The 26,232-nt window shown below is 63.2% G+C and carries 22 protein-coding genes; 5 read left to right on the top strand and 17 right to left on the bottom strand.

What is annotated here, in order from left to right:
- Positions 1–19 precede the first annotated feature (19 nt).
- Together pxpB and AZF01_RS16390 are read left to right on the top strand one after the other, a co-directional pair.
- Positions 20–736, top strand: a complete 717-nt coding sequence (pxpB, locus tag AZF01_RS16385; RefSeq protein WP_256389165.1) for a 5-oxoprolinase subunit PxpB — start codon at positions 20–22, stop codon at positions 734–736.
- On the top strand, positions 730–1,665 hold the full coding sequence (locus tag AZF01_RS16390) for a biotin-dependent carboxyltransferase family protein (protein WP_061449795.1): 936 nt from the start codon (positions 730–732) through the stop codon (positions 1,663–1,665). The genes pxpB and AZF01_RS16390 overlap by 7 nt, the downstream gene beginning before the upstream one ends.
- An 8-nt stretch (positions 1,666–1,673) precedes the next feature.
- Here AZF01_RS16390 and AZF01_RS16395 read toward each other — a convergent pair whose 3' ends face one another.
- The 10 genes from AZF01_RS16395 to AZF01_RS16440 form a co-directional block, all read right to left on the bottom strand.
- Complete coding sequence (locus AZF01_RS16395; RefSeq protein WP_082781102.1) at positions 1,674–2,396, bottom strand: GntR family transcriptional regulator; 723 nt, start codon at positions 2,394–2,396, stop codon at positions 1,674–1,676.
- Positions 2,393–3,682 (bottom strand): TRAP transporter large permease, encoded by a 1,290-nt coding sequence (locus tag AZF01_RS16400; protein ID WP_082781103.1) that lies wholly within the window; start codon positions 3,680–3,682, stop codon positions 2,393–2,395. The genes AZF01_RS16395 and AZF01_RS16400 overlap by 4 nt, the downstream gene beginning before the upstream one ends.
- Complete coding sequence (locus tag AZF01_RS16405) at positions 3,675–4,190, bottom strand: TRAP transporter small permease subunit (protein WP_061449797.1); 516 nt, start codon at positions 4,188–4,190, stop codon at positions 3,675–3,677. Before AZF01_RS16405 ends, AZF01_RS16400 begins: the two co-directional genes overlap by 8 nt.
- A 95-nt stretch (positions 4,191–4,285) precedes the next feature.
- Complete coding sequence (locus AZF01_RS16410; protein ID WP_197489611.1) at positions 4,286–5,266, bottom strand: TRAP transporter substrate-binding protein; 981 nt, start codon at positions 5,264–5,266, stop codon at positions 4,286–4,288.
- Between the two features lie 4 nt (positions 5,267–5,270).
- Complete coding sequence (locus AZF01_RS16415; protein WP_061449799.1) at positions 5,271–6,965, bottom strand: hydantoinase B/oxoprolinase family protein; 1,695 nt, start codon at positions 6,963–6,965, stop codon at positions 5,271–5,273.
- The gene (locus AZF01_RS16420) at positions 6,962–9,043 is read right to left on the bottom strand and encodes a hydantoinase/oxoprolinase family protein (RefSeq protein WP_061449800.1); all 2,082 of its coding nucleotides are present in this window, start codon (positions 9,041–9,043) and stop codon (positions 6,962–6,964) included. Before AZF01_RS16420 ends, AZF01_RS16415 begins: the two co-directional genes overlap by 4 nt.
- Before the next feature lie 296 nt (positions 9,044–9,339).
- The gene (locus AZF01_RS16425) at positions 9,340–10,953 is read right to left on the bottom strand and encodes a BCCT family transporter (protein ID WP_061449801.1); all 1,614 of its coding nucleotides are present in this window, start codon (positions 10,951–10,953) and stop codon (positions 9,340–9,342) included.
- 63 nt (positions 10,954–11,016) lie between these two features.
- Complete coding sequence (locus tag AZF01_RS16430) at positions 11,017–11,433, bottom strand: universal stress protein (RefSeq protein ID WP_061449802.1); 417 nt, start codon at positions 11,431–11,433, stop codon at positions 11,017–11,019.
- Positions 11,434–11,784: 351 nt separating this feature from the next.
- Positions 11,785–13,593 (bottom strand): ABC transporter ATP-binding protein, encoded by a 1,809-nt coding sequence (locus AZF01_RS16435; protein ID WP_082781126.1) that lies wholly within the window; start codon positions 13,591–13,593, stop codon positions 11,785–11,787.
- A gap of 183 nt (positions 13,594–13,776) precedes the next feature.
- Entirely contained in the window at positions 13,777–16,218 is a 2,442-nt protein-coding gene (locus tag AZF01_RS16440) for a glycoside hydrolase family 2 protein (RefSeq protein WP_061449803.1), read from the bottom strand.
- A gap of 208 nt (positions 16,219–16,426) precedes the next feature.
- Here AZF01_RS16440 and modA point away from each other — a divergent pair, with 208 nt between their 5' ends.
- From modA to modC, 3 genes are read left to right on the top strand one after another with little or no spacing between them, the layout of a single operon-like run.
- Positions 16,427–17,185 (top strand): molybdate ABC transporter substrate-binding protein, encoded by a 759-nt coding sequence (gene modA / locus AZF01_RS16445; protein ID WP_024710076.1) that lies wholly within the window; start codon positions 16,427–16,429, stop codon positions 17,183–17,185.
- A gap of 33 nt (positions 17,186–17,218) precedes the next feature.
- Entirely contained in the window at positions 17,219–17,884 is a 666-nt protein-coding gene (gene modB, locus AZF01_RS16450; RefSeq protein WP_024710075.1) for a molybdate ABC transporter permease subunit, read from the top strand.
- Positions 17,881–18,957 carry a molybdenum ABC transporter ATP-binding protein gene (modC, locus tag AZF01_RS16455; RefSeq protein ID WP_024710074.1) on the top strand — a complete coding sequence of 359 codons (1,077 nt, stop codon included), beginning with the start codon at positions 17,881–17,883 and terminating at the stop codon, positions 18,955–18,957. Before modB ends, modC begins: the two co-directional genes overlap by 4 nt.
- A gap of 190 nt (positions 18,958–19,147) precedes the next feature.
- Here the strand turns inward: modC and AZF01_RS16460 are convergent, their stop codons facing one another.
- The 7 genes from AZF01_RS16460 to AZF01_RS16490 form a co-directional block, all read right to left on the bottom strand.
- Positions 19,148–20,077, bottom strand: coding sequence for a LysR family transcriptional regulator (locus AZF01_RS16460; RefSeq protein ID WP_024710073.1), 930 nt, complete (start codon positions 20,075–20,077; stop codon positions 19,148–19,150).
- A 41-nt stretch (positions 20,078–20,118) separates the two neighbouring features.
- The gene (locus AZF01_RS16465) at positions 20,119–21,552 is read right to left on the bottom strand and encodes an aminobutyraldehyde dehydrogenase (RefSeq protein ID WP_024710072.1); all 1,434 of its coding nucleotides are present in this window, start codon (positions 21,550–21,552) and stop codon (positions 20,119–20,121) included.
- A gap of 22 nt (positions 21,553–21,574) precedes the next feature.
- Positions 21,575–22,615 carry an ABC transporter ATP-binding protein gene (locus tag AZF01_RS16470; protein ID WP_024710071.1) on the bottom strand — a complete coding sequence of 347 codons (1,041 nt, stop codon included), beginning with the start codon at positions 22,613–22,615 and terminating at the stop codon, positions 21,575–21,577.
- Between the two features lie 10 nt (positions 22,616–22,625).
- Positions 22,626–23,429 carry an ABC transporter permease gene (locus AZF01_RS16475; protein ID WP_024710070.1) on the bottom strand — a complete coding sequence of 268 codons (804 nt, stop codon included), beginning with the start codon at positions 23,427–23,429 and terminating at the stop codon, positions 22,626–22,628.
- The gene (locus AZF01_RS16480; RefSeq protein ID WP_024710069.1) at positions 23,422–24,249 is read right to left on the bottom strand and encodes an ABC transporter permease; all 828 of its coding nucleotides are present in this window, start codon (positions 24,247–24,249) and stop codon (positions 23,422–23,424) included. The genes AZF01_RS16475 and AZF01_RS16480 overlap by 8 nt, the downstream gene beginning before the upstream one ends.
- Positions 24,250–24,682: 433 nt before the next feature.
- On the bottom strand, positions 24,683–25,714 hold the full coding sequence (locus AZF01_RS16485) for an ABC transporter substrate-binding protein (protein WP_024710068.1): 1,032 nt from the start codon (positions 25,712–25,714) through the stop codon (positions 24,683–24,685).
- Positions 25,715–25,749: 35 nt separating this feature from the next.
- Entirely contained in the window at positions 25,750–26,226 is a 477-nt protein-coding gene (locus AZF01_RS16490; RefSeq protein ID WP_024710067.1) for a DUF3830 family protein, read from the bottom strand.
- Positions 26,227–26,232 lie beyond the last annotated feature (6 nt).

The following is a 26,232-nucleotide window of genomic DNA, read 5'->3' on the forward strand; positions in this document are numbered from 1 at the left end:
AGCCAGGGACAGGCTTTTGGTGCGGATCAAACCGGCCGGCGATCAGGCCGTGACGATAGAATTTGGTGAATGCATCGACGAGGCGGTCAGCGCGCGCGTGATCGCGCTCGATCTTGGCCTGAAGGATGACCCGGTCGCCGGCATCGCCGAAACCGTTCCGACCTACCGCTCGCTGCTTGTATTCTACGATCCGGCAATCGTCGCCGGCGCTGACCTTGCGAAACGCCTCGAAGCGCGCGCGGCAGCGACGAACGTGTCCAAAGAGACGCTGGCCCGTCATTTCACCGTGCCGGTCTGTTATCAGGGCGCAGATGCGCTCGATCTTCAGGCCGTGGCGGCAGAGAGGGCGATGAGCGCGGACGAGGTCATCGCCCTTCACACGGGTGCCACCTTCCGGGTCTTCATGATCGGCTTTGCCCCGGGCTTTGCCTATCTCGGCGGCCTGCCGGAAGCGCTCGCCACGCCGCGGCTTGCCGAGCCGCGTCAGCATGTGCCGGCCGGCGCGGTCGGGATCGGCGGCCGACAGGCGGCAATCAACTCACTCCCCGGCCCGAGCGGCTGGCGCTATATCGGCCGCACGCCACTGAGGCTGTTCGACGCCGGGCGCGGCGAACCTGCCTTTTTCCGCGCCGGAGACATCATCCGCTTTGCCGCCGTCTCACCCGCCGAAATGGCCGACCTTGACAGAAGGGCAGACCTTGGAGAAGCGATCGTGGAAGCGCAGCCGCCATGGTGATGCTGGACGTTTTGAGGGCCGGCCTGCTGGTGACGGTCCAGGCAAAGCCGCGCACGGGATACCTGGCGGCCGGCGTCTCGCCATCGGGGCCGATGGATGACGATGCCTTCCGCATCGCCCAGGCGCTTGTCGGCAACGGGCCTGATGCCGCCGCGCTCGAATTCGCCCAGTATGGCGGAAGCTACCGCGTTTCCGAGCCTACGCTTGTGGCCGTCACCGGCGGGGCGGTTGAAGTGATGATCGACGGGCGGCCCGCGCCCTGCTGGGAAAGTCATCTCCTGAGACCTGGCGAACGGCTCGATGTCGGCGTGCTGCGCGGCGGCATGTGGGGCTATGTCGCCTTTTCCGGCGGCATCGACGTTCCCGTCCTGCTCGGTTCGCGCGCCACCCATGTGCGAAACGGGATGGGCGGCTTCGAGGGGCGGGCGCTTAAGGCCGGCGACAGGCTGAACCTTTTTGCATCCCCGGTGCTTTCGCCACGCCGGATGCGGTCGATCTTCCGCAGGCCTTCGGGGCCGATCCGGGTGATCGCCGGGCCCCAGGATGATTATTTCGACGCTCGCGCCTGGTCTCTGTTTCTCGAAGAACCCTTTGCCGTCTCGACGCGCCGCGACCGGATGGCGAGCCTGCTTTTCGGGCCGGCACTCAAGGCATCGCGCGGCCACGACATCATTTCCGACGGAACACCGCCCGGCTCCATCCAGGTGCCCGGCTCGGGCACGGCGACCGTTCTGACGGCGGAGCGCCAGACGACAGGCGGCTATCCCAAGATCGCGACAATCATTTCGGCGGACTTGCCGCGCCTGGCGCAAATGCCCGGCGGCCTGCCCTTCCGCTTCGCGCTGGTGCAAAGAGACCAGGCGGAGGATAGCCTGCTTGCGGCAAGACGGCTGGCGGACACGATCATCGCCGAGATCGGGAACGCCTGACGGGGGCTTTATTTCAGGAGCACGTCATTGCGCAGCTGGAAGCGCGCGGGATCGTATATGGCCTGCGAGATTTCAACCAGTTCGCCGTTATGGCTATAGAGCTCGGCCTCGATGGAGAGCACCGGCGTTCCCACCGAAAGGCCGATGGCATCGGCGGCGGGCTGCGGACAGGCGATTGCGTTGGCACTCTGACTGACGCGGACGATCGGCCGATCGAACATCTCCTCGATCAGATTGTAGACCGAGCCGACCCGGTGGCGCGAGAGCGACGGTTCAATGCCGGCATAGGGACCGGCGACGAACATGCGCGACCAGTTGAACGGCCTCAGCCTGCCGGGGATCCGCCGGACGCCGATCACTTCCAGCCAGAAACCGGTGGCGCTCTCATGGCCGCCGAGCGCCGGATCGGAATGGTTCTCCACGTGTCGCGATGTCCAGACCTCCAGAACCGTTTCCCGCGTCACGCGCATCAATTCGGGCATGCTGTTGGTCGCCATGCGGAAATGCTGCTGCGGCGTTTGCGAGGCGATGATCGTGCCGACCCGCTTGCGCCGCGCGACCAGGCCTTCGGACTCGAGTTCGCTCAGGGCGCGCCTCAGCGTCGTGCGGCTGACGCCCCTTTCAACCGCGAACTCCACCTCCGGCGGCAGCCGGTCGCCGACTTTCCAGCGGCCCGAGGTGATTTCCTCACGCAAAGAACGGGTTAACAGTTTGTGTCGCGGTGCGCTCATTCCATCTTTCCCGGCAGCCAAAGAACGATCTGTGGGAAGGTCGCCAGAAGCAGGGCAAAGGCGACCAGAATAAGGAAGAAGGGCGCGACGGCGCGGACCAGTCTTCCAATCGTTTCGCCGGTTTGCGCCTGTATGACGAACAGGTTGAATCCCACCGGTGGCGTTATCTGGGATATCTCTACAGCAACAACGACAAAAATACCAAACCAAATCGGATCAAAACCTGCGGACGTAACCAAAGGCAGCGTGATCGGCAAAGTCATGACGATGATCGACGTGCCGTCAAGGAACATGCCGATCAGCACATAGAACAGCAAAAGCATGGTGATCAGGGCAAAGGGCGCGAGATCGAGGGCCGCGATCCAGCCGGCGATCGCGCGTGGAAGCCCGAGAAAGCCGAGCGCGGCATTGAGAAGCGCCGCGCCGATCAGGATCAGCCCCATCATCGCGCTGGTCCGCACCGCGCTGTTGCCCGCTTTCAGGAGGTTGGCCAGGGTCAGCTCGCGCCTGAGCGCCGCCAGAATGATGGCGCCGAGAACGCCGACGGAGGCCAGCTCGGTCGGGCTTGCAAGGCCGAAATAAAGCGCGCCCATGATGCCGGCGATCAGCGCCACCATCGGGGCGATCTCGACCAGCCCCATCCAGCGCGCGCCCCAGCTGTAACGCTCGGCGCTCGCCCGTCCGCCGGAAACCGTGTGGGCGGCGGCGATGTACAGGCTGTAAAGGCAGGCGAGCAGCAGACCGGGCACGATGCCGGCGATGAACAGCCTGAGAATGCTCTGTTCGGAAACGACGCCGTAAATGATCATGATGATCGATGGCGGAATGAGAAAGCCGAGCGTGCCTGCGCCTGCAAGCGAACCGATCGATAGGCGCCGGTCATAGCCATGCGCCTGAAGCTCGGGGAGCGTTACCCTCCCGACGATCGCCGTCGTTGCCGCAGACGAACCGGAGACAGCGGCAAACAGGGTGGAACCGGCGACATTGACATGCACCAGCCCGCCGGGAAGCCGGCTGACCCAGGGCGCAAGGCCCGAAAACAGCGAGCGGCCGAGCCGCGCCGTCACGAGAATATCGCTCATCAGGATGAACAGCGGCAGGGCGAGCAGTTCCTGCGCCGTGCCCGCCTGCCACATCAGCTTGCCGGCAAAGGCCTCGAGCGGGATATTGGGCTTGTAGACCGAAAGCAGGATATAGCCGACGCCGAAAAGCGAAAGACCGACCCAGACGGAGCCGAGAAGCAGCACGGCAAAAAGCAGCAGCGTGACGAGGCCGATCTCAACCATCCTCCGTCTCCCGTTCAAGCTCCGGTTCCAGGCCGAGAAGAAGCCGCAAGAGCCGGGCCGCCATGGCGAGCACGAATTCCACCGCGCCGGCGACCGCAAGCGCCTGGGGGATGGCGAGCGGCGTATTCATGTAGCTCGACTGGCGCAGCCCGCGCGTGAAGGAAGCATGAAAGACGGTCCAGAAGGCTTCCAGCAGCAGGCAGGCGAGGACGAGGCCGACAAGCGTTGCGGCAATATCGACGACCCGGGAAAAGCGGGGTCCACGCGACAGGAGCAGAGAAACCCGCACCTGCGTCCCGTGCTGCAGCGCGGGACCGAGACCGAGCAGAAACACGCCGCACATGGCGAAGGCGGAATACTCCCACGAAAAAGCCAGACTTCGGCTGAGAAAGCCACGGCTGAAGACCTCCGCCAGCATCATCGCGCAGAAACAGTAGAGCAGCGCCATGGCCACGGTCTGCGCAATCCTGGCGGTCCAGTCGGTAAATATCAGAAAGGCACGAACCATTGCATATCCATGGCAAGAAGGCTTCCGGGATCGGCACCCCGGAAACCCCGTTCACGAAAGGAGCGCCCGCGGCGACAGACCGCGCGCAGCGGCCGCTACTTGCCGGCCGCCTCCGTGTAGGCATCGATGATCGGACCCGCCGCGGGCACGCGCTCGATGAAGCTGCCCCACATCTCGTGTCCGGCCTCGGACATGACCGCCTTCATCGAGTCCGCGGCCTCCGTCACGGTGATGCCGTTTTCGACGAGGATTTCCGTCTTGCCTTCGTCTTCTGCCGCGCTCTGTGCCCAGAACTCGGCTTCAAGTTCTTCGACCACGCCCTCGATTGCGGCCCGGTCCTCTTCCGAAAGCGCATTCCATGCGTCGAGATTGATGGTCACCGCATCGGTCGAAGTCGACCATTGCAGGGGATTGAAATAGGAGGTCGTGTCCCACAGCTTGCCGTCAACGCCCGAGGACGTCGAGGTCGCCACGCCGTCAATCGTTCCGGCAGCAAGCGCCGGCACGACATCGCCCCAGGGCATTTCCAGCGGCGCTGCCCCGAGCTTGGTCAGGAATTCAAAGCTGGCCGGGTTGAAGGCGCGAATGCGCTGGCCTTCGAGATCCTCGGCCGTGGTGATTTCCGAACGCGAGTAGAGACCGGGCGAAGGCCACGGAACATAATAGAGGATCTTCTGGTTGTGGCTTTCCGCGATCTCGTCGAACGCTGGCGAGGCGATTTCGAGGAAGGTCGCCATCTCCTCCTGACCCTGGATCAGATAGGGCAGTGTGTCGATCGCCAGAAGCGGCTCTTCGCCGGCCTGCAGGAACAGCAGGAAATCGGCCATCTGAACGATCCCGCTTTCCACCGCCGCCATGCTCTCGGAACCGGAAACGCCGATTTCGCCGGCGTTGAAGACATTGATCTCGACGTTGCCGTCGGTCGCCTTGGCCACGGCGTCGGCAAACTGGCGCGCTGCCTTCGCCTGGAAATTGGTGTCCGGCCACGGAGTCGAGAAGTCCAGTGTCGTCTCAGCCGAAGCCGTAGCGGCGCTCAGACTGACGGCCGCAACGGCCAGCATGGGGATCGTTCGCATTGCCCTATTCTCCTCTATCGGTTTCATGCACCTTAACATTGTGCCCGTTTTCATTGTACCCGTAATCGCGCCCGGCCGCAGCGGGACTGACGAGCCCGCGCTCAAGATCGATCGCCAGTTTTTTCCGGTCACGGCGCCCGGGCGGGCCAAAGCCGCCGCCGCCCGGCGTCCTCAGGATCAGCGCCTCCCCCGGCGGGATGGTATAGAGCCCCTTGCTCGCGATCACCGTGCCGTCGGTAATTTCGGCATGACCGGGCGCGCCGGCCTTTCCGCCTTCCCGGCCCTCTGCTCCCTTCCGCAGGCGTTCGAAGGCCGCTGCCGACAGTGTCAGGCTTTGGCCCAGCGCCGAACGGATGCGAATCTCCTGGCCGAGACCGCCGCGATATTCGCCCGCCCCGCCGCTGTCGGGGGCGAATTCCTTCTTCTCGTAGATCAGCGGCGCCACGGTTTCCGCCACCTCAACCGGCACAGTGCCGACGCCGGAGGGAAAGGCGGTGGTCGACAGACCGTCGGATGCCGGACGCGCGCCCATGCCGCCGAGCGCGACATTGAGCGAGGCGAAGCCGCCCTCGCCCTCCGCCGTGATCGCCAGCACCCAGAGCGCGCCGGCGCTTTCGGCAAGGATTTCGCCGCGCTTGGCCTCCGCCAGGCAGCCGAGCATCAGGTCCGGCAGGGCCTGCCCCACGACGTGGCGCGCCGTCACGGGCCATGGCCGTTCGGCGCTCACGATCAGGCCCGGCGGCGCGTCGATCCGGATCGGCGCGAGCGAGGCATGGTTGTTCGGAACCTCCGGTGCGATCGCCACCTTGATGCCGAATGAGGCATAGGCCTGGCTGTAGTTCAGCGGGCAATTGATCCCTTTGGCAACGGCCGGCGACGAACCCGCAAGGTTGACCGAAATCTCCGCGTCCCTGACCGTCATTTCCGCTTTCAGCCGGATCGGAGCGTCATAGCCGTCGAGTTCGATCTCGGCGCGGTAGACGCCTTCCGGCACCTTTTCGATCGCGGCCCGCGTTGCTTCGGCCGAGCGGGTGAAGATGAATTCCGCCAGCGGTTCGAGCGAATCCGCGTCATATTCCTCCATCAGGGCAAGAAACCGCCTCAGCCCCTCATCATTGCAGCTCATCAGCGAGATCACGTCGCCGCGCGCCTCGCGCGGGACGCGGGAATTGACGGCGATCAGCGCCAGCAGTTCCTCGTTGACCACGCCCTTGCGCCGAAGCCGCGTCACCGGGATGACCACGCCCTCCTCGAACACCGAACGCGCCTCCGCCGACCAGCCGAGCCCGCCGATATCGACGACATGGCAGGTCGAGGCGATATAGGCCACGATCGTTCCCTTCCGGAAGACCGGGGTGACCAGAACGAAATCGAAGACATGGCCGGCCCCGAGCCAGGGGTCGTTGGTCACCAGAACGTCGCCTTCTTCCAGCGTTTCGGCCGGTACATGTTCCAGCATGGCATTGACCGATTTCGCCATGGTGTTGACGTGGCCGGGGGTGCCGGTGACGGCCTGGGCCATCATCCGGCCGCTCGCGTCGAAAATGCCGGCCGACAGGTCGCCCGCCTCGCGCACGATGGCCCCGAAGGCGACGCGCAGAAGCGCATTCGCCTGCTCCTCGCAGACCGAGATCAGGCGGTTCCACATGACATTCATGGCGATGATGTCGGCGTCGGTGAGTTGCTTTTCGGTCATCATACGGCCCCTTCCCGCTCGAGCACGATATGGCCGAGCGCATGGACATAGCCGCGCCAGCCTTCGGGCGCGTAGATCGTCGTCTGGTCCTCGACGATCAGCATCGGGCCCTCGAAGACCGCGCCGGGGCTCTCGTCGCCGCGCCGGTAACGCGCGAATGTGACCCGCTCGCCCGACAGCGACGAGAACACCGCTGCTTCGCCGATGGGGGTAGCGGGGCGCGGGTCGAAGGAGCCGTCGGTCACAGTCGCGACCACCGGTTCCGGTCCCTTGGCGACAAGGCTGAGCGCCACGAGCTCGATCGCATTGCCATTGTGCTCGGCGCCGTAGACCGAACGATAGGTTTCGACAAAGGCGAAGCGCATCTTTTCCAGCGCCTCCTGCGTTTCGACGGGACCCTCGAGGCCGATCCTGAGAGCATGCCCCTGGCCTTCGTAGCGCAGTTCGGCGGCGATCGCGATATCCGGCTCGAACCCTTTGGCCAGCGCCGGCCTCACGACCCCGTTGGCCTCGTCCGCCATCTCCGACTGCAGTCGCTTGAGACGGTCGAGGTCGATCCTGCCGAGCGGCGCCAGAACACTGCGGGCCACCTCATAGGCGATCGGCGCGCTCAGAAAGCCGACCGCCGAGCCGACGCCTGCAAAAGCGGGAATGACGATGCGCGAAATGCCGAGTTTTTCCGCAAGACGCGCGGCGTGAAGCGGCCCGGCGCCGCCGGAGGCCATAAGCGTGTAGACCGAAACGTTCTTTCCCTGTTCGACGGCGTGGACGCGCGCCGCATTGGCCATTGCCTCCTCGCCGATTTCGGTGATGCCGGCCGCTGCCCACTCGCACGAACTCATGCCGAGCGGTCCCAAGACCTTTTCCTCGATTGCCGAAACGGCCAGTTCCGGCCGGAGCGCCAGCCGCCCGCCGGCAAAGCCCTCCGGGGAAAGCTTGCCGAGAACGACATTGGCATCAGTGATCGTGGGTTCCGTGCCGCCGAGACCGTAGGCGGCCGGCCCCGGCGCCGCTCCGGCGCTCTTCGGCCCGACGGCAAGCCTGCCGAGCGTGTCGCGCCGGGCGATTGAGCCGCCGCCAGCCCCGATCTCGACGAGCTCGGTCGTCGGAATGCGCACCGGCAGACCGGACCCCTTGATATCACGCCAGGCGCGCGCCACCTCGAAACGGCGCGCGGTCGCCGGCCGCGCATTCTCCAGAAAGCAGATCTTCGCCGTGGTGCCGCCCATGTCGAAGGCCAGCATTCGGGAAACGCCGACCTCGCGGGCTACCCGCGCGCCGAGCGCGACGCCGCCGGCAGGCCCCGATTCGACCAGACGGATCGGCATGCGCGCGGCCTGATCGACCGTCGTCAGGCCACCGCCCGACAGCATCAGCAGAAATTCGCCGGAAAAGCCGCGCGCGCGCATCGCCGCGTCGAAACGGTTGAGATAGCGCGACATCAGCGGACGAACATAGGCATTGGCCGCCACGGTCGAAAACCGCTCATATTCACGGATTTCCGGGGAAACTTCGCTCGAAAGACAGATGGTTACGTTCTCGGGCAGGCGGTCCCGCAACCACTCAGCCACCTGCCGCTCATGCGCGTCATTGGCGGTGGCATGAAGAAAGCCGATGGCAACGGCCTCCACCCCGTTTTCGCGCAATCGCGCTGCGATCGCATCAATCTCGCCTTGCTGCGGAACGCGGATGGGATTGCCATAGGCATCCATGCGTTCGTCGACGGTCATCCGCAACTCGCGCGGCACCAGCGGCGCGGGCAATTCCAGATTGACGTCGTATTGCTCGAAGCGGCGCTCATAACCCATTTCGAGAATGTCGCGGAAACCACTGGTCGTAACCAGAGCCGTCTTCGCACCGCGCCGCTCGATCAGCGCATTGGTCGCAAGCGTCGTGCCGTGAATGACGGCAGAGACGTCGGAAAAATCCACATTGTTTTCGCAGAGCAGCGCCAGGCTACCCTCAAGTGCGGCCTTCTCAGGCGCTTCGGGCGTCGTCAGAACCTTCAGAGAGGAGAGGCCGTCGCCCTCCAACACGATATCCGTGAAAGTTCCGCCAATATCAATTGCTAGTCTAAACATAAAATCATTATGTTCGTACTTTTTAGCAAGCGTCAAGAGGAGAAGGGCGGGAGCGCCAGCGGTCGAGTCATACCAAGAAAAAAAGGGCGAGACCACGCTTGAAACCGGCCTTTTCCCGGCCAGCGTCTCATCAAATAGTAGGGCGGCGGTCCTGCCGGTCCGCCGCCCTAGCGCATCGGCCCGAAAATCGGAATCGATTTTCGGAAAGCACGATGCGTAGATAAAATAGGTTAGAGCGTCCTTTGTGCGTCCGAATGGACGCACGGCGCTCTAATGCGCAAGTCTGCGCGTTTGCCCTATCGCGGTTCGCTGTGGAGCCCCTTGAGAATGGCAAAACAGGCGAGCAGCAGCACGATGGTGAACGGGAATCCCGTCGACACCGCCATTGCCTGAAGCGCCGTCAGTCCGCCGCCGAGCAGAAGCGCGATCGCGACCAGTCCCTCGAAGCTTGCCCAGAACACGCGCTGCGGCACCGGCGCATCGACCTTGCCGCCGGCGGTGATGGTGTCGATCACGATCGAGCCCGAGTCCGACGATGTCACGAAGAAGACAATGACAAGGATGATGCCGATGATCGAGGTGATCGTCGCCAACGGCAGCGCCTCCAGCATGACGAACAGCTTCAGGTCGAGGGGCGCGTTGCCGAGCGCCTCGTAATTGTTGACGATGATCTCGCGGATCGCGGTATCGCCGAACACCGTCATCCACACGATCGAGACGACCGACGGAATGATCAGCACGCAGGTGATGAACTCACGCACCGTGCGGCCGCGCGAAACGCGGGCGATGAACATGCCGACGAAGGGCGACCAGGAAATCCACCATGCCCAGTAGAACGACGTCCAGCCATCCAGGAAGTTCTTGTCGGTCCGCCCGAACGGATTGGCAAGTTCCGGCAGGTAGCGCGCATAGTCGACGAAGTTCGAGAAAAGTCCGCCGAGAATGGCCAGCGTCGGGCCAACGATGATGACAAAGAACAGCAGAATGCCGGCGAGCGCCATGTTGATCATCGACAGCCTCTGCACCCCGGCATCCATGCCGGCAACGACGGAGCCGAGCGCAATGCCGGTGATCGCGAGGATCAGCAGCACCTTGGAGAGGTCGTCCACGGGAAGGCCGAAAATGTGGTTAAGACCCGCATTCGCCTGTTCTGCGCCGATGCCGAGCGAGGTGGCAAGGCCGAACAACGTGGCAAGCACGGCGAGCACGTCGATGATATGGCCCGTCCAGCCCCAGACCCGGTCGCCGAAAATCGGGTAGAACACCGAGCGCATGGCGAGCGGAAGACCCTTGTTATAGGAAAACAGCGCCAGGGCCAGCGCGACGATCGCGTAGATCGCCCAGGGGTGGAGCGCCCAGTGGAAAATGGTCGAGGCCATTGCCAGGCTCTTTGCTTCGGCCGGGTTGCCGGGCGCGCCGCCGAGCGGCGCCCAGCTGTCGGCGGTGCCGGCATTTTCGGCGACCGAAGCCGTGTAGTGGGAGATCGGCTCGGACACGCCGTAGAACATCAGGCCGATGCCCATGCCAGCGGCAAACAGCATCGCGAACCAGCCGGTGTAGGAATAGTCCGGCGTTGCCTCCGCGCCGCCGAGGCGAATCTTGCCATAGGGCGAGAAGATCAGGAAAATGCCGAGCAGAACGAAGATGTTGCCGGCGATCAGGAAGAACCAGTCGAAAGTCGACGTCAGCCAGTCCCGCATGCCGTTGAAAATGGTCGCGGCCTCTTCCTGAAAGGCCAGCGTCGCCAGCACGAAGGCAACAACGGCGAGACCGGAGATCAGAAAGACCGGATTATGGATGTCCAGCCCGAAGGGACCGATGTTCGTCGTGATATTATCCTGGCCGATCTCGTAATCGGTATCGATAATCTCCGTTTCGCCCTCGGGCTCGGGTATCCCCGTGTCGGTCATAAAAAATCTCCTTGTTTTGCAATCGTTTCGCGCCTAACCGGATCAATCCGGGCAGTCGCGGCGTCAGCCGCGAACCAGGAATACCGATGCGTCGGTATGGGTGGCGAGCTGGCCGCCGTGCGAATGCATGAAGTGATCCGCGAGATTGGGCACGTGGGTGGCCATGATCACCAGATCGCAACCGCTGTCGTCCACCGCGCGGGCAAGCGACCGGTTGAGATCAACCGCAGGGTCGTGCGCGATGACGGTACGGCTATCGGTTGAAATGCCGTAACGGGCGGATTGTTCCCCGGCAAAAGCCTTGAGCTTTGCCTCGAATTCCCTGGGATTGTGGCCGAGTGCGCCAGGCGCCGAAGAGGTCACGCCGACATAAGTGACGGGCGCGCCATAGAGTTTCGCGATTTCGGCCGTCGTGTTGAGCGCGCGCGTCAGCTTGTCGGCATGCGCAAGGTCGACGGGCACCATGATTTTCTTGAACATGTTGAACTACGGTCCTTCACCGTTTGCGGGCTTGCCGACCCGCATCTTTCCTTCCTCTTCTGCCGCGCCTACGGTGGCGGGCCGGTACGGCTCGACAAAGCCGGACACGAAAATGCCATATTTCGCCTAACATCGCCAAAACCGCCATGCAAATCAACCCTGTCCCCGCCTGGCGGGCCGTCGCAAGCGCTCGGCGTCAGGGCCAGACAGGCTCCAGCGCCGCCAGGACAGGGCGTTGCGCCCGGCTGGAAGGCCCGGAAAACGACCGCGAAACCGAGAGCGAAGACAGCATCAAAAAAGCCCCACCGCGTCGTGCGATGAGGCTTCTTGGCATCGGCAGGGAGGCGAGGCTCAAGCCTCTTCGAGCTGCGGCAGGATCTGCAACTCGTAGAGACGGCGATAAGGGCCGTCATGGCCGAGCAGGTCGCGCTGGGGACCTTGTTCGAGGATTTTGCCGTTCTCGAGCACGACGATATTGTCAGCCGAGGTGATGGTCGCCAGACGGTGGGCGATCACGATCGTCGTGCGGTTCTTCGTCAGCCGCGCGAGCGCGTCCTGAACGAGGGATTCGGCATAGGAATCAAGCGCGCTGGTGGCCTCATCGAGGATCAGGATATCGGCGTTGCGCAACATGGCGCGGGCAATTGCCAGGCGCTGCTTCTGTCCGCCGGAAAGATTGCCGCCGTTCTCGCCGACAAACGAATCATAGCCATTGCCCATGTTCATGATGAAGTCATGCGCATGCGCAGCCTTGGCCGCCTCGATGATTTCCTCTTCCGTGGCGCCCTGTCGTCCGAGCGCCAGGTTTTCCCGCACCGTGCCGTTGAACAGGAACGTATCCTGGCCGACATAGGACATGTGGGCGCGCAGCGATTCGAAGGAAACCTGCCTGAGATCGAGGCCGTTGACCGTGATTGTTCCTTCATCCGGATCGAACATGCGCATCACGAGATTGATGATCGTCGACTTGCCGCCGCCGGACGCGCCCACCAGAGCCGTGGTCTTGCCCGCGGGAAAGACCAGATTCAGGTTCTTGAACAGCGGTTTGTTGGCGTCGTAGGAGAAACCAACATCGTCGAAAACGATCTCGCCGCCGCCGGGCGGCACCGGCTGTGCGTTCTCAGCCTCCGTCAGCATGATTGGATGATCCTTGAGTTCATACATCATCCTCACGCCGACCAGGGCGGATTCGAGATTGACACGCATGCGCGCCAGCCGCTTGGCAGGTTCATAGGCAAGCAGCAGCGCCGTGATGAAAGACATCAGCTCGCCGGGCGTCTGGTCGCCACCGACGACCCAAAGGCCGCTCAGCGCAATGACACCGGCAATTGCCAAACCGGACAGCGTTTCCATGATCGGGCTTGTTGCAGCCGAAAGCCTGGCGATGCTGTTGGCGCGATGTTCCACCTGCGTGACCTGCAGGTCCATACGCTCGCGCATATGCTGTTCCAGGCCGAACGCCTTGATGATGCGCACGCCGGTCGAAGCTTCCTGCACGCTTTCGATGATCTTGGCGAAAGCGGTCAGCTCCTGATGCATGATTTCCCGGACTTTTTTCGTCAGATAGCGAACGCCGATAAAGGCTGCCGGTCCGAGGATGAAGGAAATGAGCGAAAGCGCCGGCTGCTGGATGAACATCACGATCACCAGCCCGATCAGCGAGAACAGATCACGGATAGCCGAGGTCAGGATCAAGTCCATGGCCGTCCGCGCAGCCTGGGCGTTGTTGGTCAGGCGCATGACCAGATCGGAGGACGGGAACCGGATGAAGAAGTTGAGGTCCTGCTGCAGAATCCGACTGAAGATGCTGCTCTGCGTCTTGGCAATGATATTGTTGCCGGCCTTGCTGAGGATCACGATCTGGAAATAGGTCGCGATGCCCTTGACGATGAAGATCAACGCGACGCCGGCGGCAAGCATGAACATGCGGTTCATGTTCTGGGAGACCACCGTCTCGTTGACGATGTCCTTCATGATCCAGGCACTGAGCGAAGTCATGCCTGCAACGATTAGCATTGCCACGGTTGCAAGCGCATACCAGGGCGCCTGGTCTCGGAGGTTCTCCGACAAAAGACGATAAAGCAGGCTGCGGTTCGCTCTTGGAAGGAACCGCGCCGCCAGCGCGTTGAGCAAACCGGCAAAGGGCTTGGATAGCTGCATGGGGATCCGCATTTCCATATAGGTTCGTGGCCTCCGTTCTTCGAAGGGACGGCGCTTGTCTCAGCGTCGCGGTCCCTGATCGGCCTCGGCGCGAGAGCAATAGGGCAAACGGCCCGCAAGAGCAAGCCTTCGTTTGTCCGCCCTGTTGCCGCCGTGACCCGGTCATGGCGAAGGCAGCCTCTCTCAACCGCGCAGATAGCTCACGTCTGCCGTGCCGCCTTGCGGAAGATGCGACTGCCGCCTGCGGCGTACGGTAATCGTCTTCGCCACGCCGGGCAGCAGCGTGAAGCAATTGTCCGAGTAGACGTCGTCGCCGCCGTGGTCATAGGTCACGTAGAGGGCCGGACGGTCGCTGGTCAGCGTGATACGGCGCGTACCGTCGCCAAGCATCTCGACCGCTGTCGCGATCTCGGGCTCGGCAAAGCGATAGGCCTTGGGCCTTTGCGGCAGATACTCGTTCGCGCCGAGAACATTGCCTGCCGCATCCTGCCAGTCGAAGACGAGGAAGGCGCCGTCTTCCAGCGTCTCCTCGTGAATGCGCGCAACCTCGACAACGCTCCGGGCCTTGGCCCTCACCGGATAGACGCCAGTTTCCGTCACTTTGCCGGACGCCGCGTTGACGCTTGAAAGCCGCACGGTGATCGGAACGTCTACCATCGCGTCGGAAACCGCGAGCAGCGTGATCGCCCCGGTCTCGGCATCAGGTTGTGCCGTCACCAGAAGATCGGCGAAGAAACGGCGGGCGAGATACTGCGTCGCCTTCCAGCCGCCGCCATATTCGAGACTCGACCAGCTTGCCACCGGCCAGGTGTCATTCAACTGCCAGAACAGCGTGCCCATCGTGCGCGGCCGGTTGGAACGCCAGAACTCGATTGCCGTCTTCATCGCCAGTCCCTGGCTTAGCTGGCTCAGATAAACCATATCCTCGAAACTGTCGGGAAAGCGAAAGTAGCGGGCGATGGTTTCAACGATCCGGCTGTTGCCGCCCTCATTGCGCTGGTGAACGTCCATGACCGCCGAGGAGACGTTGCGGTCGAGCGCCTCGGTGAAGCTTTCGATCACGCGCATGGAAGGGAAGGACTGGAAGCCGAATTCCGAGCAGAAGCGCGGGCGAACGCTGCGGTAATGCTCGAAATCCTTGGCCGAATGCCAGACATCCCAGAAATGCATGTCGCCGGAAGTATCCACATGCCAGCCGTCGCCGAAATCAAGACGGCCGACCGAGGGCGAAGAGGGCCGGAAGGGCAGGCCGAGGTCCTCGTCTTCCACCGCTTCTTCCAGAACGTGATTCAGCCGGTCGTATATCGCCAGGTAGCGGTCGCGGTTTTCAAGGCTCTCCCTGTACCAGGTCAGCGCGCCGACAAGCTCGTTGTCGCCGCACCACAACGCCATTGCCGCAAAGCGGGAAAGCCGGCGCAGCTGCTGGCGCGCCTCCTTGCGCACGAGTTCGAGAAACGGACGCTCGTGGGCGGGATAGAGATTGCAGGCGAACATGAAGTCGTGCCAGATCATCAGGCCGAGTTCGTCGCACAGTTCATAGAACCAGTCGGCCTCATACTGGCCGCCGCCCCAGATGCGGATCATGTTCATATTGGCTTCGACCGCCGAGACCAGCAGGTCGCGCACCTGTTCCTTCGAGGCGCGTTCGGGCAGCGCGTCGCCCGGGATCCAGTTCGCGCCCTTCATGAAGATCTCGCGGCCGTTGACCCTGAAGGCAAAGCGGTTGCCGATCGCGTCGGCGTCGGTCAGAAGCTCGACATCGCGAAGGCCGATGCGGAATTCCCGTTTCTGTCCGCCGAGCGAAACGGCAAGGTCGTAAAAGGCCTGCTCCCCCTGGCCCGCCGGCCACCACAGACGCGGATGGTCCATCTTCACGGTGACGCGGACGCGGTTTTCGCCCGGATAGGCGCGAAGCGTGGCCCTCTCCTCATGGCCGTCGATCGCGACCGCCGCCTCTTCCACCGCCGGAGCGAAGGCAAAGGCGTGCAGCGTCACGTCCAGCTCGACCGCGCCTTCCGTGTGGCGCTGGCGGATGGCGACGTCATCCAGGCGCAGGTGGCCGGTGCGGACCAGCGTGATATCGCCGTAAAACCCGAGCGGGCAGAGCGCGATTCCCCAGTCCCAGCCGCCATGGCACTGCGCCTTGCGCAGGAAATTGAGATGGCCGATGCGGCTGTTGGCCGTATACGGCATCGGAAACTCGGACTGCCGCGCCCGCTTTTCAGCCTCCAGCGAATTGGAGTGAAACACGACCTCGATCACGTTCCCTCCCTCATTGAGAAGAGTGGTCACGTCGAAATCATAGCGCAGGAACTGGCTCTCGCAGCGACCGGCGCGCCTGCCATTGACGAAAACCTCGGCCAGGCAGTCCACGCTGTCGAAGCGGAGGGTAAAATAACCGTCTTGCAGATGTTCGAGATCGAAAGACCGCCGCGCGGTCCAGACCGAGCGATGGACCCAATCCGTCCTCGTCTCGTTGTCGCGCCAGTAGGGATCCTCTATCTTGCCCGCGGCAAGCAGGGCGGAGTGGATGTCGCCCGGAACCGCAAGCGGGACGGCGATTTCCGCCTCTTCACATGTTGCCGTCCAGCCGTCATTGAGGTTCAGTCTCGCTGCTTCTGTCATGATGCTCCGTCCCGTTTCCTGCCGCTCGGTCTGCGCTTCTCGGCGATGACGGCTCTTCTTTTAATCCATTTAAAGGTTTGCGCGAACCGGCATTTCGCTGCGATTGCCGAAATTTTAACCGGCCGGGCGCGTCCTTTGACAATAGTGGTTTGACGCAGGCCGCGCGGCGATGCACTCTCGTCGGCATTCTTCACGTGCAAGCGCCATCATGAAAAAAAAGTCCCTGTTCATCGCCCTCCTCGTCATCGCCTCGGTCTTTGCCGCAACGCGTCCCGCCTCCGCCGAGACGGTCAATGTCGCCGTAGCCGCCAATTTCACGGCGGCGGCCGAGGAGATTGCCGCCCTCTTTGCCGCGGAGACCGGGCATGAGGCGGTTCTCAGCTTCGGCTCAACCGGCAGGCTCTACGCCCAGATCCTGCACGGCGCGCCGTTTTCCGTCCTTCTCGCCGCCGACCAGGAGCGACCGCGCCTTGCCGTCGAGGCCGGGCTTGCGCTTGCCGACAGCCGCTTCACCTATGCGCTGGGCGCGCTGGTGCTCTTCAGCGCCAAGGAAGACCTTTTCGAGGATGGCAGCATTCTGGAACGGCCCGCCGATTTCAACCGTGTCGCCGTCGCCAATCCGGCCTCCGCGCCCTATGGCGCTGCCGCCGTTGAAACGCTTGAAGCCCTGAAGCTCTACAACAGGCTGAAGGACCGGATCGTGCAGGGCGAGAACATCACCCAGGCCTTTCAATTCGTGGCAACCGGCAACGCCGATATCGGCTTCGTCGCTCTCTCCCAGGTTGCCGGACGTGAAGGTGGATCGCGCTGGCGGGTGCCGCAGGATCTCTACAAGCCGATCGCCCAGGATGCCGTGCTTCTGAAATCCGGCGCGGATAATCCGGCGGCGGTTTCGTTCATGGCGTTTCTGAAAAGCGACGCCGCACACAAAATAGTCCAGAACCACGGCTACCAGATCGCCCCGTGATTCCCGAGGTTACCGGCAGAGCAAGGAGGAGAGATGGGGGAAGCCGTATTTCTGACGCTGAAACTGGCGGCCGTCACCACGTTCTTCCTCATGCTCTTCGGCGTGCCGCTCGCCTGGTGGCTGGCGCGGTCGCAGCGATGGTGGAAGGAAGTGGTCGGCACGATCGTGGCGCTGCCGCTGGTGCTGCCGCCGACGGTGCTCGGCTTCTACCTCCTGATCGCGCTTGCCCCCCAGAGCCCGCTTGGCGAGGCGATCAAGGCGGTAACGGGTTTCTCCCTGCCCTTTACCTTCGCCGGGCTGGTGGTTGGCTCGGTAATCTATTCCCTGCCCTTTGCCGTGCAGCCGGTGCGCAACGCCTTCGAGGCAATCGGCAATGATCCGCTGGAGGCGGCGGCGACGCTCAGGGCCGGACCGTTCGACCGGTTCTTCAGCGTCGCGCTCCCCCTGGCGCGCCCCGGCCTTTTGACCGGCGCGATCCTGGGCTTTGCCCACACCGTCGGCGAGTTCGGCGTCGTGCTGATGATCGGCGGCAATATTCCCGGTGAAACGAAGGTTCTTTCCGTCGCGATCTATGACTATGTCGAGACGTTGCAGTGGCAGAAGGCTCATATCCTTGCCTTCGGCATGGTGGCCTTCTCCTTTGCCGTCATCCTGTCGACCATGCTGATCGAGCGTCATGTCCGGAGGCGGTTTCCATGAGTGATGTCATGCTTGAGGCCCGTTTCGCCGGAATGCTCGGCGCATTTTCGCTGGATGCGGCGTTCGATTTCCCGCAAAACGGAGTGACCGCGCTTTTCGGTCCCTCGGGCTGCGGCAAGACGACGCTTCTGCGGTGCTTTGCCGGCCTTGAACACCTCAAGGACGGCGCGTTCTCGATCGACGGAGAGGTCTGGCAGGACGGAAGACGCTTCCGGCCCGCCCACCGGCGCGCCGTCGGCTACGTCTTCCAGCATGCCAATCTTTTCCAGCATCTGACGGTGAGGGACAATCTGCGTTTCGCCATGAAACGGGCCAGAGGCGAAAGCGCCGGCCGTTTCGACGAACTGACATCCCTTCTCGGCCTCGAAGACCTTCTCGAACGCACACCGGGCCGGCTTTCCGGCGGCGAGCGCCAGCGCGTCGGCATCGCCCGGGCGCTGCTGTCCGCCCCGCGCCTGCTCTTGATGGACGAACCGATGTCGGCGCTCGATCTGCAGGCGCGCCAGGACATTTTCCCTTATCTGGAAAACCTCCGCCACACGCTCTCCATTCCCGTGCTTTACGTCACCCACGCGCCGGAGGAAGTGGCCCGCTTCACCGATCATCTCGTGGTCATGCGCGAGGGACGGGTCATTGGCGCGGGGCCGACGCCGGAGACGCTTGCGCGGCTCGACCTTCCAATCGCCCACGAGCGCCGGGCCGGCATCGCCGTCGACGCCACGATCGCCGATATCGACCTGAAATGGCATCTGGCGCTCGCCAAGTTCGACGGCGGCGCGCTGTGGGTCAGCGACACCGGAAAGGCGGTGGGCGAGCGCGTGCGGCTGATGATCCATGCCCGCGACGTCTCGATCGCGCTTGTCGAAAATCCCAAGGTCTCGATCGTCAACCGCATTCCGGCGACAATCCGCCAGATCCGTCGCAGCGAGGACCCCTCGGTACAGTTGATCGCGCTTGAAATCGGCAACACGATCATCATGGCCCGCGTGACGGCGCGCTCGACCTATCTGCTCGACCTGAAACCGGGGAGAAAGGTGTTCGCCCAGATCAAATCCGTGGCGATCATCAGCTAGAGCGCCGTGCGTCCATTCGGACGCACAAAGGACACTCTAACCTCTTGAATCTACGCATCGACGTTTCACCGAAACATCTTTTCGTTCCCTCTATCTGTTTCACCGCATTTTCGTGGAAGCCGGTTGAGGCCAGCCGACCGGGGCATGCTTGCAATCGCGCCAGGCGGTTCTCCGCCGGAAAACCGCTCTTTCAAGGGACCGGCGGCACCCAGGCGCTTTCGGACGCCGCCCGTTCGCAGAAGGCGGCAGCGCTCTTGCGGGCCTCCTCCGCGACGGCTCTGAGAATATTCTGGCCGACGGCGGTCTGGTAGCTCGCAACGATCGGCATCGGCGGAAACGGTTTTGCAACGTTCACACGGCAAAGCAGCCGATTTTCAAGTTCGCGCGCGATCGCGACGGAGGGAATGGCGGCGACGCCGAATCCGCCGATCAGAAGATTGATCATGGCAAACAAAGAGTTGGAACTGGTAAGCTTGGAGGCCAGCACCCGCTCGTCCTGAAAATAGGGCGCCACATAGGCATAGGGCGGCGTGCCCTTGGGAAAGGTGATGATCGGCATGTTTGACAATTCGTCGACGCTGTAGGTGGTCTTCTCGTCGATCACCGCAGGCGCTGCCGCCCAGACCATCTCGTAATAGCAGATGATGAAGGAGCGGAAATTATCGCCGATCGCCGGCTCGATGCCGAAGATCAGGTCGAATTCGCCGCGCGAAAGGCCGGCGATGAGATCGCGCGTCCCCTCGATGGTGAGCTCCACCCTGAGATTGGGCATGGCCTGGCTGAGCGCCTCGATGAAATCCGGCATCCAGGTGGCGACCACGGAATCGATCGCGCCGATGCGTACGATATAGGCTGCATCGCTGCCGCCCTCCTTCAGGTCGGATCTGAGGGCATTGAGCTTTTCGAGGACATCCTGAAACACGATCAGCGCCTCTTCGCCCGCCGGCGTCAGGCGGAACTCGCGGTCGCCGCGCTCCACCAGCCGGCAGGCATATTCGCGCTCCAGAATGGCAAGACGCGAGGAAATGGCCGGCTGCGTCGTGTTCATCTCCTGCGCCGTCCGGCCGAAATGCCGGTTGCGTGCCAGGGCAACAAAGGTGGCCATGTCGATGATGCGCATGGGCATCTTCTACCAGCCTCCCTTGCCGCAGACAATCAGGCTCAGTCGAGCGCGGTCATCACATGGCGGACCTGAGTATAGTCGAGGAGCGACTGCATGGAGAGATCCGAGCCATAGCCGGAATTCTTCATGCCCCCATGGGGCATCTCGGTTGCGAAGACGCCGTGGGTGTTGATCCAGGTGACGCCGTATTCGAGCGCGCCGGCAATGCACGCCGCACGTGCGCTGTCCTTCGACCAGACGGAGGAGGCGAGGCCGTATTCGGAGGCGTTGGCGATGGCGAGCGCTTCCTTGTCGTCGGCGACGCTTGTGAGCGAAATCACCGGGCCGAAGACCTCCTTCTGCACGATCTCTGCTTCGGCGGGCGCTTCCACCAGAGTCGGCTCAAAGAAATAGCCGTCGCCTTCCGGTGCCTTGCCGCCGACAAGCACGGTGCCGCCCTCGGCTTTCGCGCGCTCGACGAAACCGGCGATGCGGTCGCGGTGGCGGGCGGTGATGACGGGGCCGAACTCGACATCATCCCGCTCCGGAGCGCCGAAGGAAAGTTCGCCGATCATGGCGACGAGGCGCTCTTTCAGTTCATCGGCGCGCGCGTGGCTGACGAGGATACGGCAGGCGGCGGTGCAGTCCTGCCCGGCATTGTAGAAGCTGGCCTCGCGCAGCGTCGCGACGAGCCTTTCCAGATCGGCATCGTCGGCGACGATCACCGGCGCCTTGCCGCCCAATTCCAGATGGGTGCGCTTGATCATGGGGCCGGCTGCCGCCTGGAGCACGGCGCGGCCGGTGCGGACATCCCCCGTCAGGGAAATCATCCGCACCCGATCGTGCGAGATCAGCTTCTGGCCGACGTCGAGGCCGTTGCCGAGCACGACATTGATGACGCCCGGCGGCAGGAGATCGCCGATGATTTCGGCAAGCTTCAGCAGGCTGAGCGGGGTATGCTCGGAGGGCTTGATCACCACCGTATTGCCGGCGGCAACGGCGGGCGCGATCTTCCACGCCGCCATCAAGAGCGGGTAGTTCCACGGCGCGATCTGGGCGATGACGCCGACCGGATCGCGCCGCATCATGCTCATCATCGAGGACGAGCGGTAGTGACCGGCGGCCGATGCCGGCATATTGCGGATCGCGGACGCAAAGAAACGGAAGACGTCGGCGACATTGGCCAGTTCGCCCGCGACGACGAAGCGCAGCGGCTTGCCGGCATTGAGGGATTCGATGGACGCGAGGTCGCCATTGCCTTCCACCTTGTCGGCGATGGCGTTGAGGGCTTTCGCCCGTTCCCTCGGCGTCGTCAGCGCAAAGCCGTGCCGGGCGGCGTCTGCCGCCTCTACCGCGCGGTTGATCTGCTCCTCGCTTGCCGAAGTGACGCCGGCAAGCTTCCGGCCCGTTGCGGGCTCGAAGGCCGTCTCAAGGTTGCCCTCGCCCGCTTCGAACCGGCCGTTGATGAAAAGTCGCGTTTCGAAATCCGACATGGGGATCTTCCTTCGGTTGGGATCAGGTGTTCCGGCGATCAAGAACGCGGATGCGGTCGAGCGCTATGGAAAGCATCACGTCTTCGCCCGGTTTCAGCACGATCTCGTTTGCCGTCAGCATGCGGATGGTCTGGCCGGCAAGCGAAAGGACATAGCGGTTGCGCCCGCCGAGATAGACGCGGGTCCTGACCCTGGCCTTCAGCCCCCCACCATCGGCAGCCACGCCGAGATCCTCCTGCCGGAGCGCGACCGAGACCGGGCCGTCCGGCCTGTCGGAAGCCGGCAGCGCAAGCCGTTGCCCGTCTTCCAGAACCGCATACCCCGCCTCGACCGTGGCCGGCAGAATATTGGCCGAACCGATGAAGCCGGAGACGAATTCGGTGGCGGGCTCGGCATAGATCGCCTCCGGCGCCCCTTCCTGTTCCACCTTTCCGGCATTCAGCAACACGACCCGGTCGGAGAGGCTCAAGGCCTCCTCCTGGTCGTGGGTGACGAACAGCGTCGTCAGGCCGAGGCGGCGGTGGATCTCGATCAGCTCCACCTGCATGTCCTCGCGCAGACGCGCGTCGAGATTGGAAAGCGGCTCGTCGAGCAGCAGCACTTTCGGGTTCGAGACGATGGCGCGGGCAAGGGCCACGCGCTGCTGCTGGCCGCCGGAAAGCTGGCGCGGGAAACGGTCGGAAAGATGCGGCAACTGCACGGTCTCAAGCGCGTCCTTCACCCGCTGGTCCTGCTCGGCGCGCGTGCCGATGCGGCGCATGCGCAGGGGAAAACGGACGTTTTCATAGACGCTGAGATGCGGCAGCAGCGCGTAGGACTGGAACATCATCGCGATGTCCCGGCGCTCCGGCGGCAGGTTGGTGACGTCCTGATGGTCGATGACCACGCGCCCGGCAGACGCCGCTTCCAACCCGGCCACGGTGCGCAACAGCGTGGTCTTGCCACAGCCCGAGGCGCCCAGAAGGCTGACGAATTCGCCGGAGGCGAGCTTCAGATCGATGCCGTGAAGCACTTCCACATGGCCATAGGATTTTCTGATCTGGTCGAGATGTATGTCTGACATGATTTTATTCCTATGCGCTCGCGAACTTGCCGATTCCGAGAACGCGGTCGATCACGAGAATGAGCAGAACGGTGAGCGCGATCATGATCGTGGAGACCGCGGCGACGGAAGGGTCGGGACTGAATTCGAGCTGGCCGTAGATCTGCACCGGCAGCGTGGTGAGGTCCGGGGTTCTGAGGAACAGCGACAGCACCGCCTCGTCGAAGGAGATGTTGAAGGCGAAGAAGGCCCCTGCGGCAAGGCCCGGCCGGCATTGCGGCAGCACCACGAAAAAGAGCCGCTGGATGCGCCCCGCCCCCATGGTGCGCGCCGCCTCCTCGATGAAGGGATCGGATTCGGTCAGCACGGCAAGCGTGGTGCGCACCACATAGGGCAACGTGATCGCCGTATGGCCGATCCAGAGCGTGACGAAGGAGACTCGGCCGAAGGCGGCGCTCCAGAACATCAACAGGCCGATGGCATAGATGATCGTCGGCAGGATCAGCGGCGACAGGAAAAGAGCGCCGAGAAGCTCCGACTTCGGCAATTGCCGCCGGTGGATCGCGATCGCCGCCGCCCCGCCGATGATGACGGAGGAAAGCGTGACCAGTAGCGCGATCGCCAGGCTGAGCCCGGCCGAGCCGAGATAGGCATCCGACGACAGGACCTTTCGGTACCATTCCAGCGAGAAATCCTTTGGCGGGAAGGAGATGAACTGGTTGGCGGAGAAGGACGTGCCGACGACCACGATCAGCGGAGCGAGCATCAGCACGACGATGAGCGCGATGAAGACATAGGTCGCAATCTTCAGCCAGAGCGGAACCGCCTTAACCATGCCGGCCTCCCGTGAGCCTGAAATAGGGAATGAGGGTCAGCGCGATGCCGAGGAACAGGATGACCGCCTGGGCAGCGGCGAAATGCCAGTCGAGCGTCTGCGTTACCGAGGAATAGATCGAGGAGGCCAGAACCTGAAGCCTGGGGCCGCCGAGAAGACTCGGCGTGACGAAGGAGCTCGCCGAAAGCGTGAAGGCGAGCAGCGAGCCGGCGGCGATGCCCGGCATGGACAGCGGCAGCACCACATGGCGGAAGGACTGGAGAAAATTGCAGCCCATGGTGCGCGCGGCCTCTTCCAGCCGCTGGTCGATCCGCGTGATCACGCCGAGGATCGACAGCGTCATGAAGGGCAGCAAAACCTGCACCATGCCGATGACGATCGCGGTCTCGGTCCGCATCAGGGTGAAATTGCGCTTGACCAAGCCGAGATCGTACAGCGTGCCGGAAACGATGCCGCCGCGCTCGAAGATCACCATCCAGCCGAAGGTGCGGATGACGACGCTGGTCATCAGCGGCAGCAGGATGACGATGATCAGCCACAGCCGCGCGCGCGGTCCCGTCCGCGCCATGATATAGGCAAGCGGAAAGCCGATCAGCGCGGAAACCAGCGTGATGATGAAGGAGAGCCGGATCGTGCGCCACAAGACGCCGAGATAATATGGCTCGCTGACAAATTGGGCGAAATGGGCAAGCGTGAAGCCCCCCTCCTCGGCCATCACCGAAAGCCCGAGCATGCGGGCAATCGGGAGAAAGAAGGCGAGCGCCAGCAGCAGAAGCCCGGGCGAAACCAGGAGCGCGTTTTCTGCACGGTCAGTGTTCATCCACGTTCCTTCTGACGGTGGGGACAATCGCAATATCCACCTTCCGCGCAAAAAGCGCGAGCCTTTCCGAGTGCGACAGCGCCGAGACCTGGCCCCCTCACGGGTTTTTCATCGAGGCGGGGCTGCCGCAGATCGCTTTGCAGCAGAGCCTCCACACTTTCCCGCTCCGGTGGCGCGCGACATCGCGACAGTGAAGGGGAAGAGCTTCAGCACGGGCGCCCTCACAACATTGAAAAGCCGCGTCGCCCTCACTGCCCCTTCGGGTCATCTCTCCCGCAGGCGGGAGAGAATGGCTGGAACGAGCTGCAAGATTGATGCTCATCCGCCAAGGGCCATGGCTTTGTCGCAATTCGACGGCCGGGTGCGACGTCAGGCGGTTCGTTCGCCCCGCATCCCGGTTGGGGGCGGGATACGGGGCGGGCGCACCCCATGATTATTGGGCGATGGCCTTGTTCCACTCAACGACCCAGTCGGCGCGGCTTGCCTCGATCACTTCCGGGTCGAAGCGCAGCAGGCTCTTCACGCCTTCCTCGCCATAGGCGACATCGGCGGCAACCTCTGCCGGCAGTTCGGTCTTGGCATTGGTCGGCGTATAGCGCAGCGCCTCGGCGAAGCAGGCCTGGGCTTCGGGCGAAAGCTCGACATCGATGAACTTCAGCGCCAGGTCTTCATTGTCTCGGCCGGCCACCAGATTGGCGGTGATGTAGCTTGCCGGCGTGCCTTCCGCGCCCTGCTGGAACTTGACCGGCAGGCCGGCCTTTCTCAGCGTAAAGGCATAGTCGGAGGCATAAGGCGCAACGAAAGCTCCACCCTGCGCGAAGGACTGCTGGATTTCCGGCGACTTGGAAACGACATAGGCGCCGTTGTCGAGCATGGATTTCACCGCGTCGAGGCCCGGCTGGATGTTTTCCAGGTCACCGCCGGCGACCTGGTTCAGCATCAGGAAGCCGAACAGGCCGTAGGTGTTGGAGATGTCGGTCAGCACCAGACCTTCCGCCATTTCCGGCTTCATCAGGTCGGCCCAATTTGCCGGCGCTTCGGCAAGCTCGTCGCTGTTGTACAGCAGGCCGATGGCCGCGATCTGGTAGGCAGGGCCCTCGCCCTTGTCCATATTGGCGCCGGCGAAGGAGTAGAGGTCGGCGGCATTCGTGAGTTTCGAGGGATCGATCGGCGCGAGCAGCCCCTCCTCGGCGCCGACGATCTCCTGACCGCCGGAAAAATGGATGACATCGAACTGCGGCGCGTCCTTCTGGGCGCGCAACTGGGCGAAGGCGTCCGCCGAATAGGCGGTGACGATCTTCACATCCGCCCCGGTTTCGGCGGTGAACGGCTCGATGACGCATTTGCGGTGGGCCTCCTCATAGGCGCCGCCAAAGGAGTTGATGGTGATTTCCGCCGCGAAGGCAGAAGCCTGCGAGGCGGCGAGAACTGACACAGTCGCCAGCAGTGTGGTTACGCGTTTCATGCTATTCCCTTCCTCTTTTTTATGTTTCAGGGGGGTCAGGCGAGACGCCCGACTTCCACCCGCTTTGCGCCTTCGATGCGGATGCGTCTGCACTGCTCGGCAACCGCATCAAGGTTTTCGGTCATTTTTCCGATATAGGTGCAGGAAATCCAGCCGGTCGGGCCAAAAGTACGCCCGCCTTGCCCATAGAACATGCCAAGCTCCCAGAACTCCGAGGGATCGTTCTTGAAGAAGTTCTTGGGCTGGTAGAACCACAGCATTTCGCCGGGTTCGGGCAGGATCGTCTGGTTTTCCGGCGGCAGTTTCGTCGGGTCGAAATTGCGTGCTTCCTCCGGCAGGCCCATCATGATCTCGGGCCCCGCAAACATGGCATGGGTCGCCGGCCACCGGATCGGCTTTTCGAGCGCGCCCCAGATGGCCTTGCAGGTCTCCGGCGCATTCTCCCAATAAAGAGAAATTATGCCTTGAACGTCGGCATCGATGAACTTGAGGTAGAGTTTTCGGTCGTCCACTATATC

The sequence above is a fragment of the Martelella sp. AD-3 genome (assembly GCF_001578105.1).
Lineage (GTDB): Bacteria > Pseudomonadota > Alphaproteobacteria > Rhizobiales > Rhizobiaceae > Martelella.

Bases quoted from the DNA above. Each gene is read 5' to 3' on its own strand.
- AZF01_RS16430 (WP_061449802.1), bottom strand. From the start codon at position 11,433: ATGTTCAAGAAAATCATGGTGCCCGTCGACCTTGCGCATGCCGACAAG.
- modC (WP_024710074.1), top strand. From the start codon at position 17,881: ATGAGTGATGTCATGCTTGAGGCCCGTTTCGCCGGAATGCTCGGCGCA.
- AZF01_RS16465 (WP_024710072.1), bottom strand. From the start codon at position 21,552: ATGTCGGATTTCGAAACGCGACTTTTCATCAACGGCCGGTTCGAAGCG.
- AZF01_RS16440 (WP_061449803.1), bottom strand. From the start codon at position 16,218: ATGACAGAAGCAGCGAGACTGAACCTCAATGACGGCTGGACGGCAACA.
- AZF01_RS16470 (WP_024710071.1), bottom strand. From the start codon at position 22,615: ATGTCAGACATACATCTCGACCAGATCAGAAAATCCTATGGCCATGTG.
- AZF01_RS16425 (WP_061449801.1), bottom strand. From the start codon at position 10,953: ATGACCGACACGGGGATACCCGAGCCCGAGGGCGAAACGGAGATTATC.
- AZF01_RS16410 (WP_197489611.1), bottom strand. From the start codon at position 5,266: ATGCGAACGATCCCCATGCTGGCCGTTGCGGCCGTCAGTCTGAGCGCC.
- AZF01_RS16460 (WP_024710073.1), bottom strand. From the start codon at position 20,077: ATGCGCATCATCGACATGGCCACCTTTGTTGCCCTGGCACGCAACCGG.
- AZF01_RS16485 (WP_024710068.1), bottom strand. From the start codon at position 25,714: ATGAAACGCGTAACCACACTGCTGGCGACTGTGTCAGTTCTCGCCGCC.
- AZF01_RS16390 (WP_061449795.1), top strand. From the start codon at position 730: ATGGTGATGCTGGACGTTTTGAGGGCCGGCCTGCTGGTGACGGTCCAG.
- AZF01_RS16395 (WP_082781102.1), bottom strand. From the start codon at position 2,396: ATGAGCGCACCGCGACACAAACTGTTAACCCGTTCTTTGCGTGAGGAA.
- AZF01_RS16415 (WP_061449799.1), bottom strand. From the start codon at position 6,965: ATGATGACCGAAAAGCAACTCACCGACGCCGACATCATCGCCATGAAT.
- AZF01_RS16405 (WP_061449797.1), bottom strand. From the start codon at position 4,190: ATGGTTCGTGCCTTTCTGATATTTACCGACTGGACCGCCAGGATTGCG.
- AZF01_RS16475 (WP_024710070.1), bottom strand. From the start codon at position 23,429: ATGGTTAAGGCGGTTCCGCTCTGGCTGAAGATTGCGACCTATGTCTTC.
- AZF01_RS16480 (WP_024710069.1), bottom strand. From the start codon at position 24,249: ATGAACACTGACCGTGCAGAAAACGCGCTCCTGGTTTCGCCCGGGCTT.
- modB (WP_024710075.1), top strand. From the start codon at position 17,219: ATGGGGGAAGCCGTATTTCTGACGCTGAAACTGGCGGCCGTCACCACG.
- AZF01_RS16420 (WP_061449800.1), bottom strand. From the start codon at position 9,043: ATGTTTAGACTAGCAATTGATATTGGCGGAACTTTCACGGATATCGTG.
- AZF01_RS16400 (WP_082781103.1), bottom strand. From the start codon at position 3,682: ATGGTTGAGATCGGCCTCGTCACGCTGCTGCTTTTTGCCGTGCTGCTT.
- AZF01_RS16435 (WP_082781126.1), bottom strand. From the start codon at position 13,593: ATGCAGCTATCCAAGCCCTTTGCCGGTTTGCTCAACGCGCTGGCGGCG.
- modA (WP_024710076.1), top strand. From the start codon at position 16,427: ATGAAAAAAAAGTCCCTGTTCATCGCCCTCCTCGTCATCGCCTCGGTC.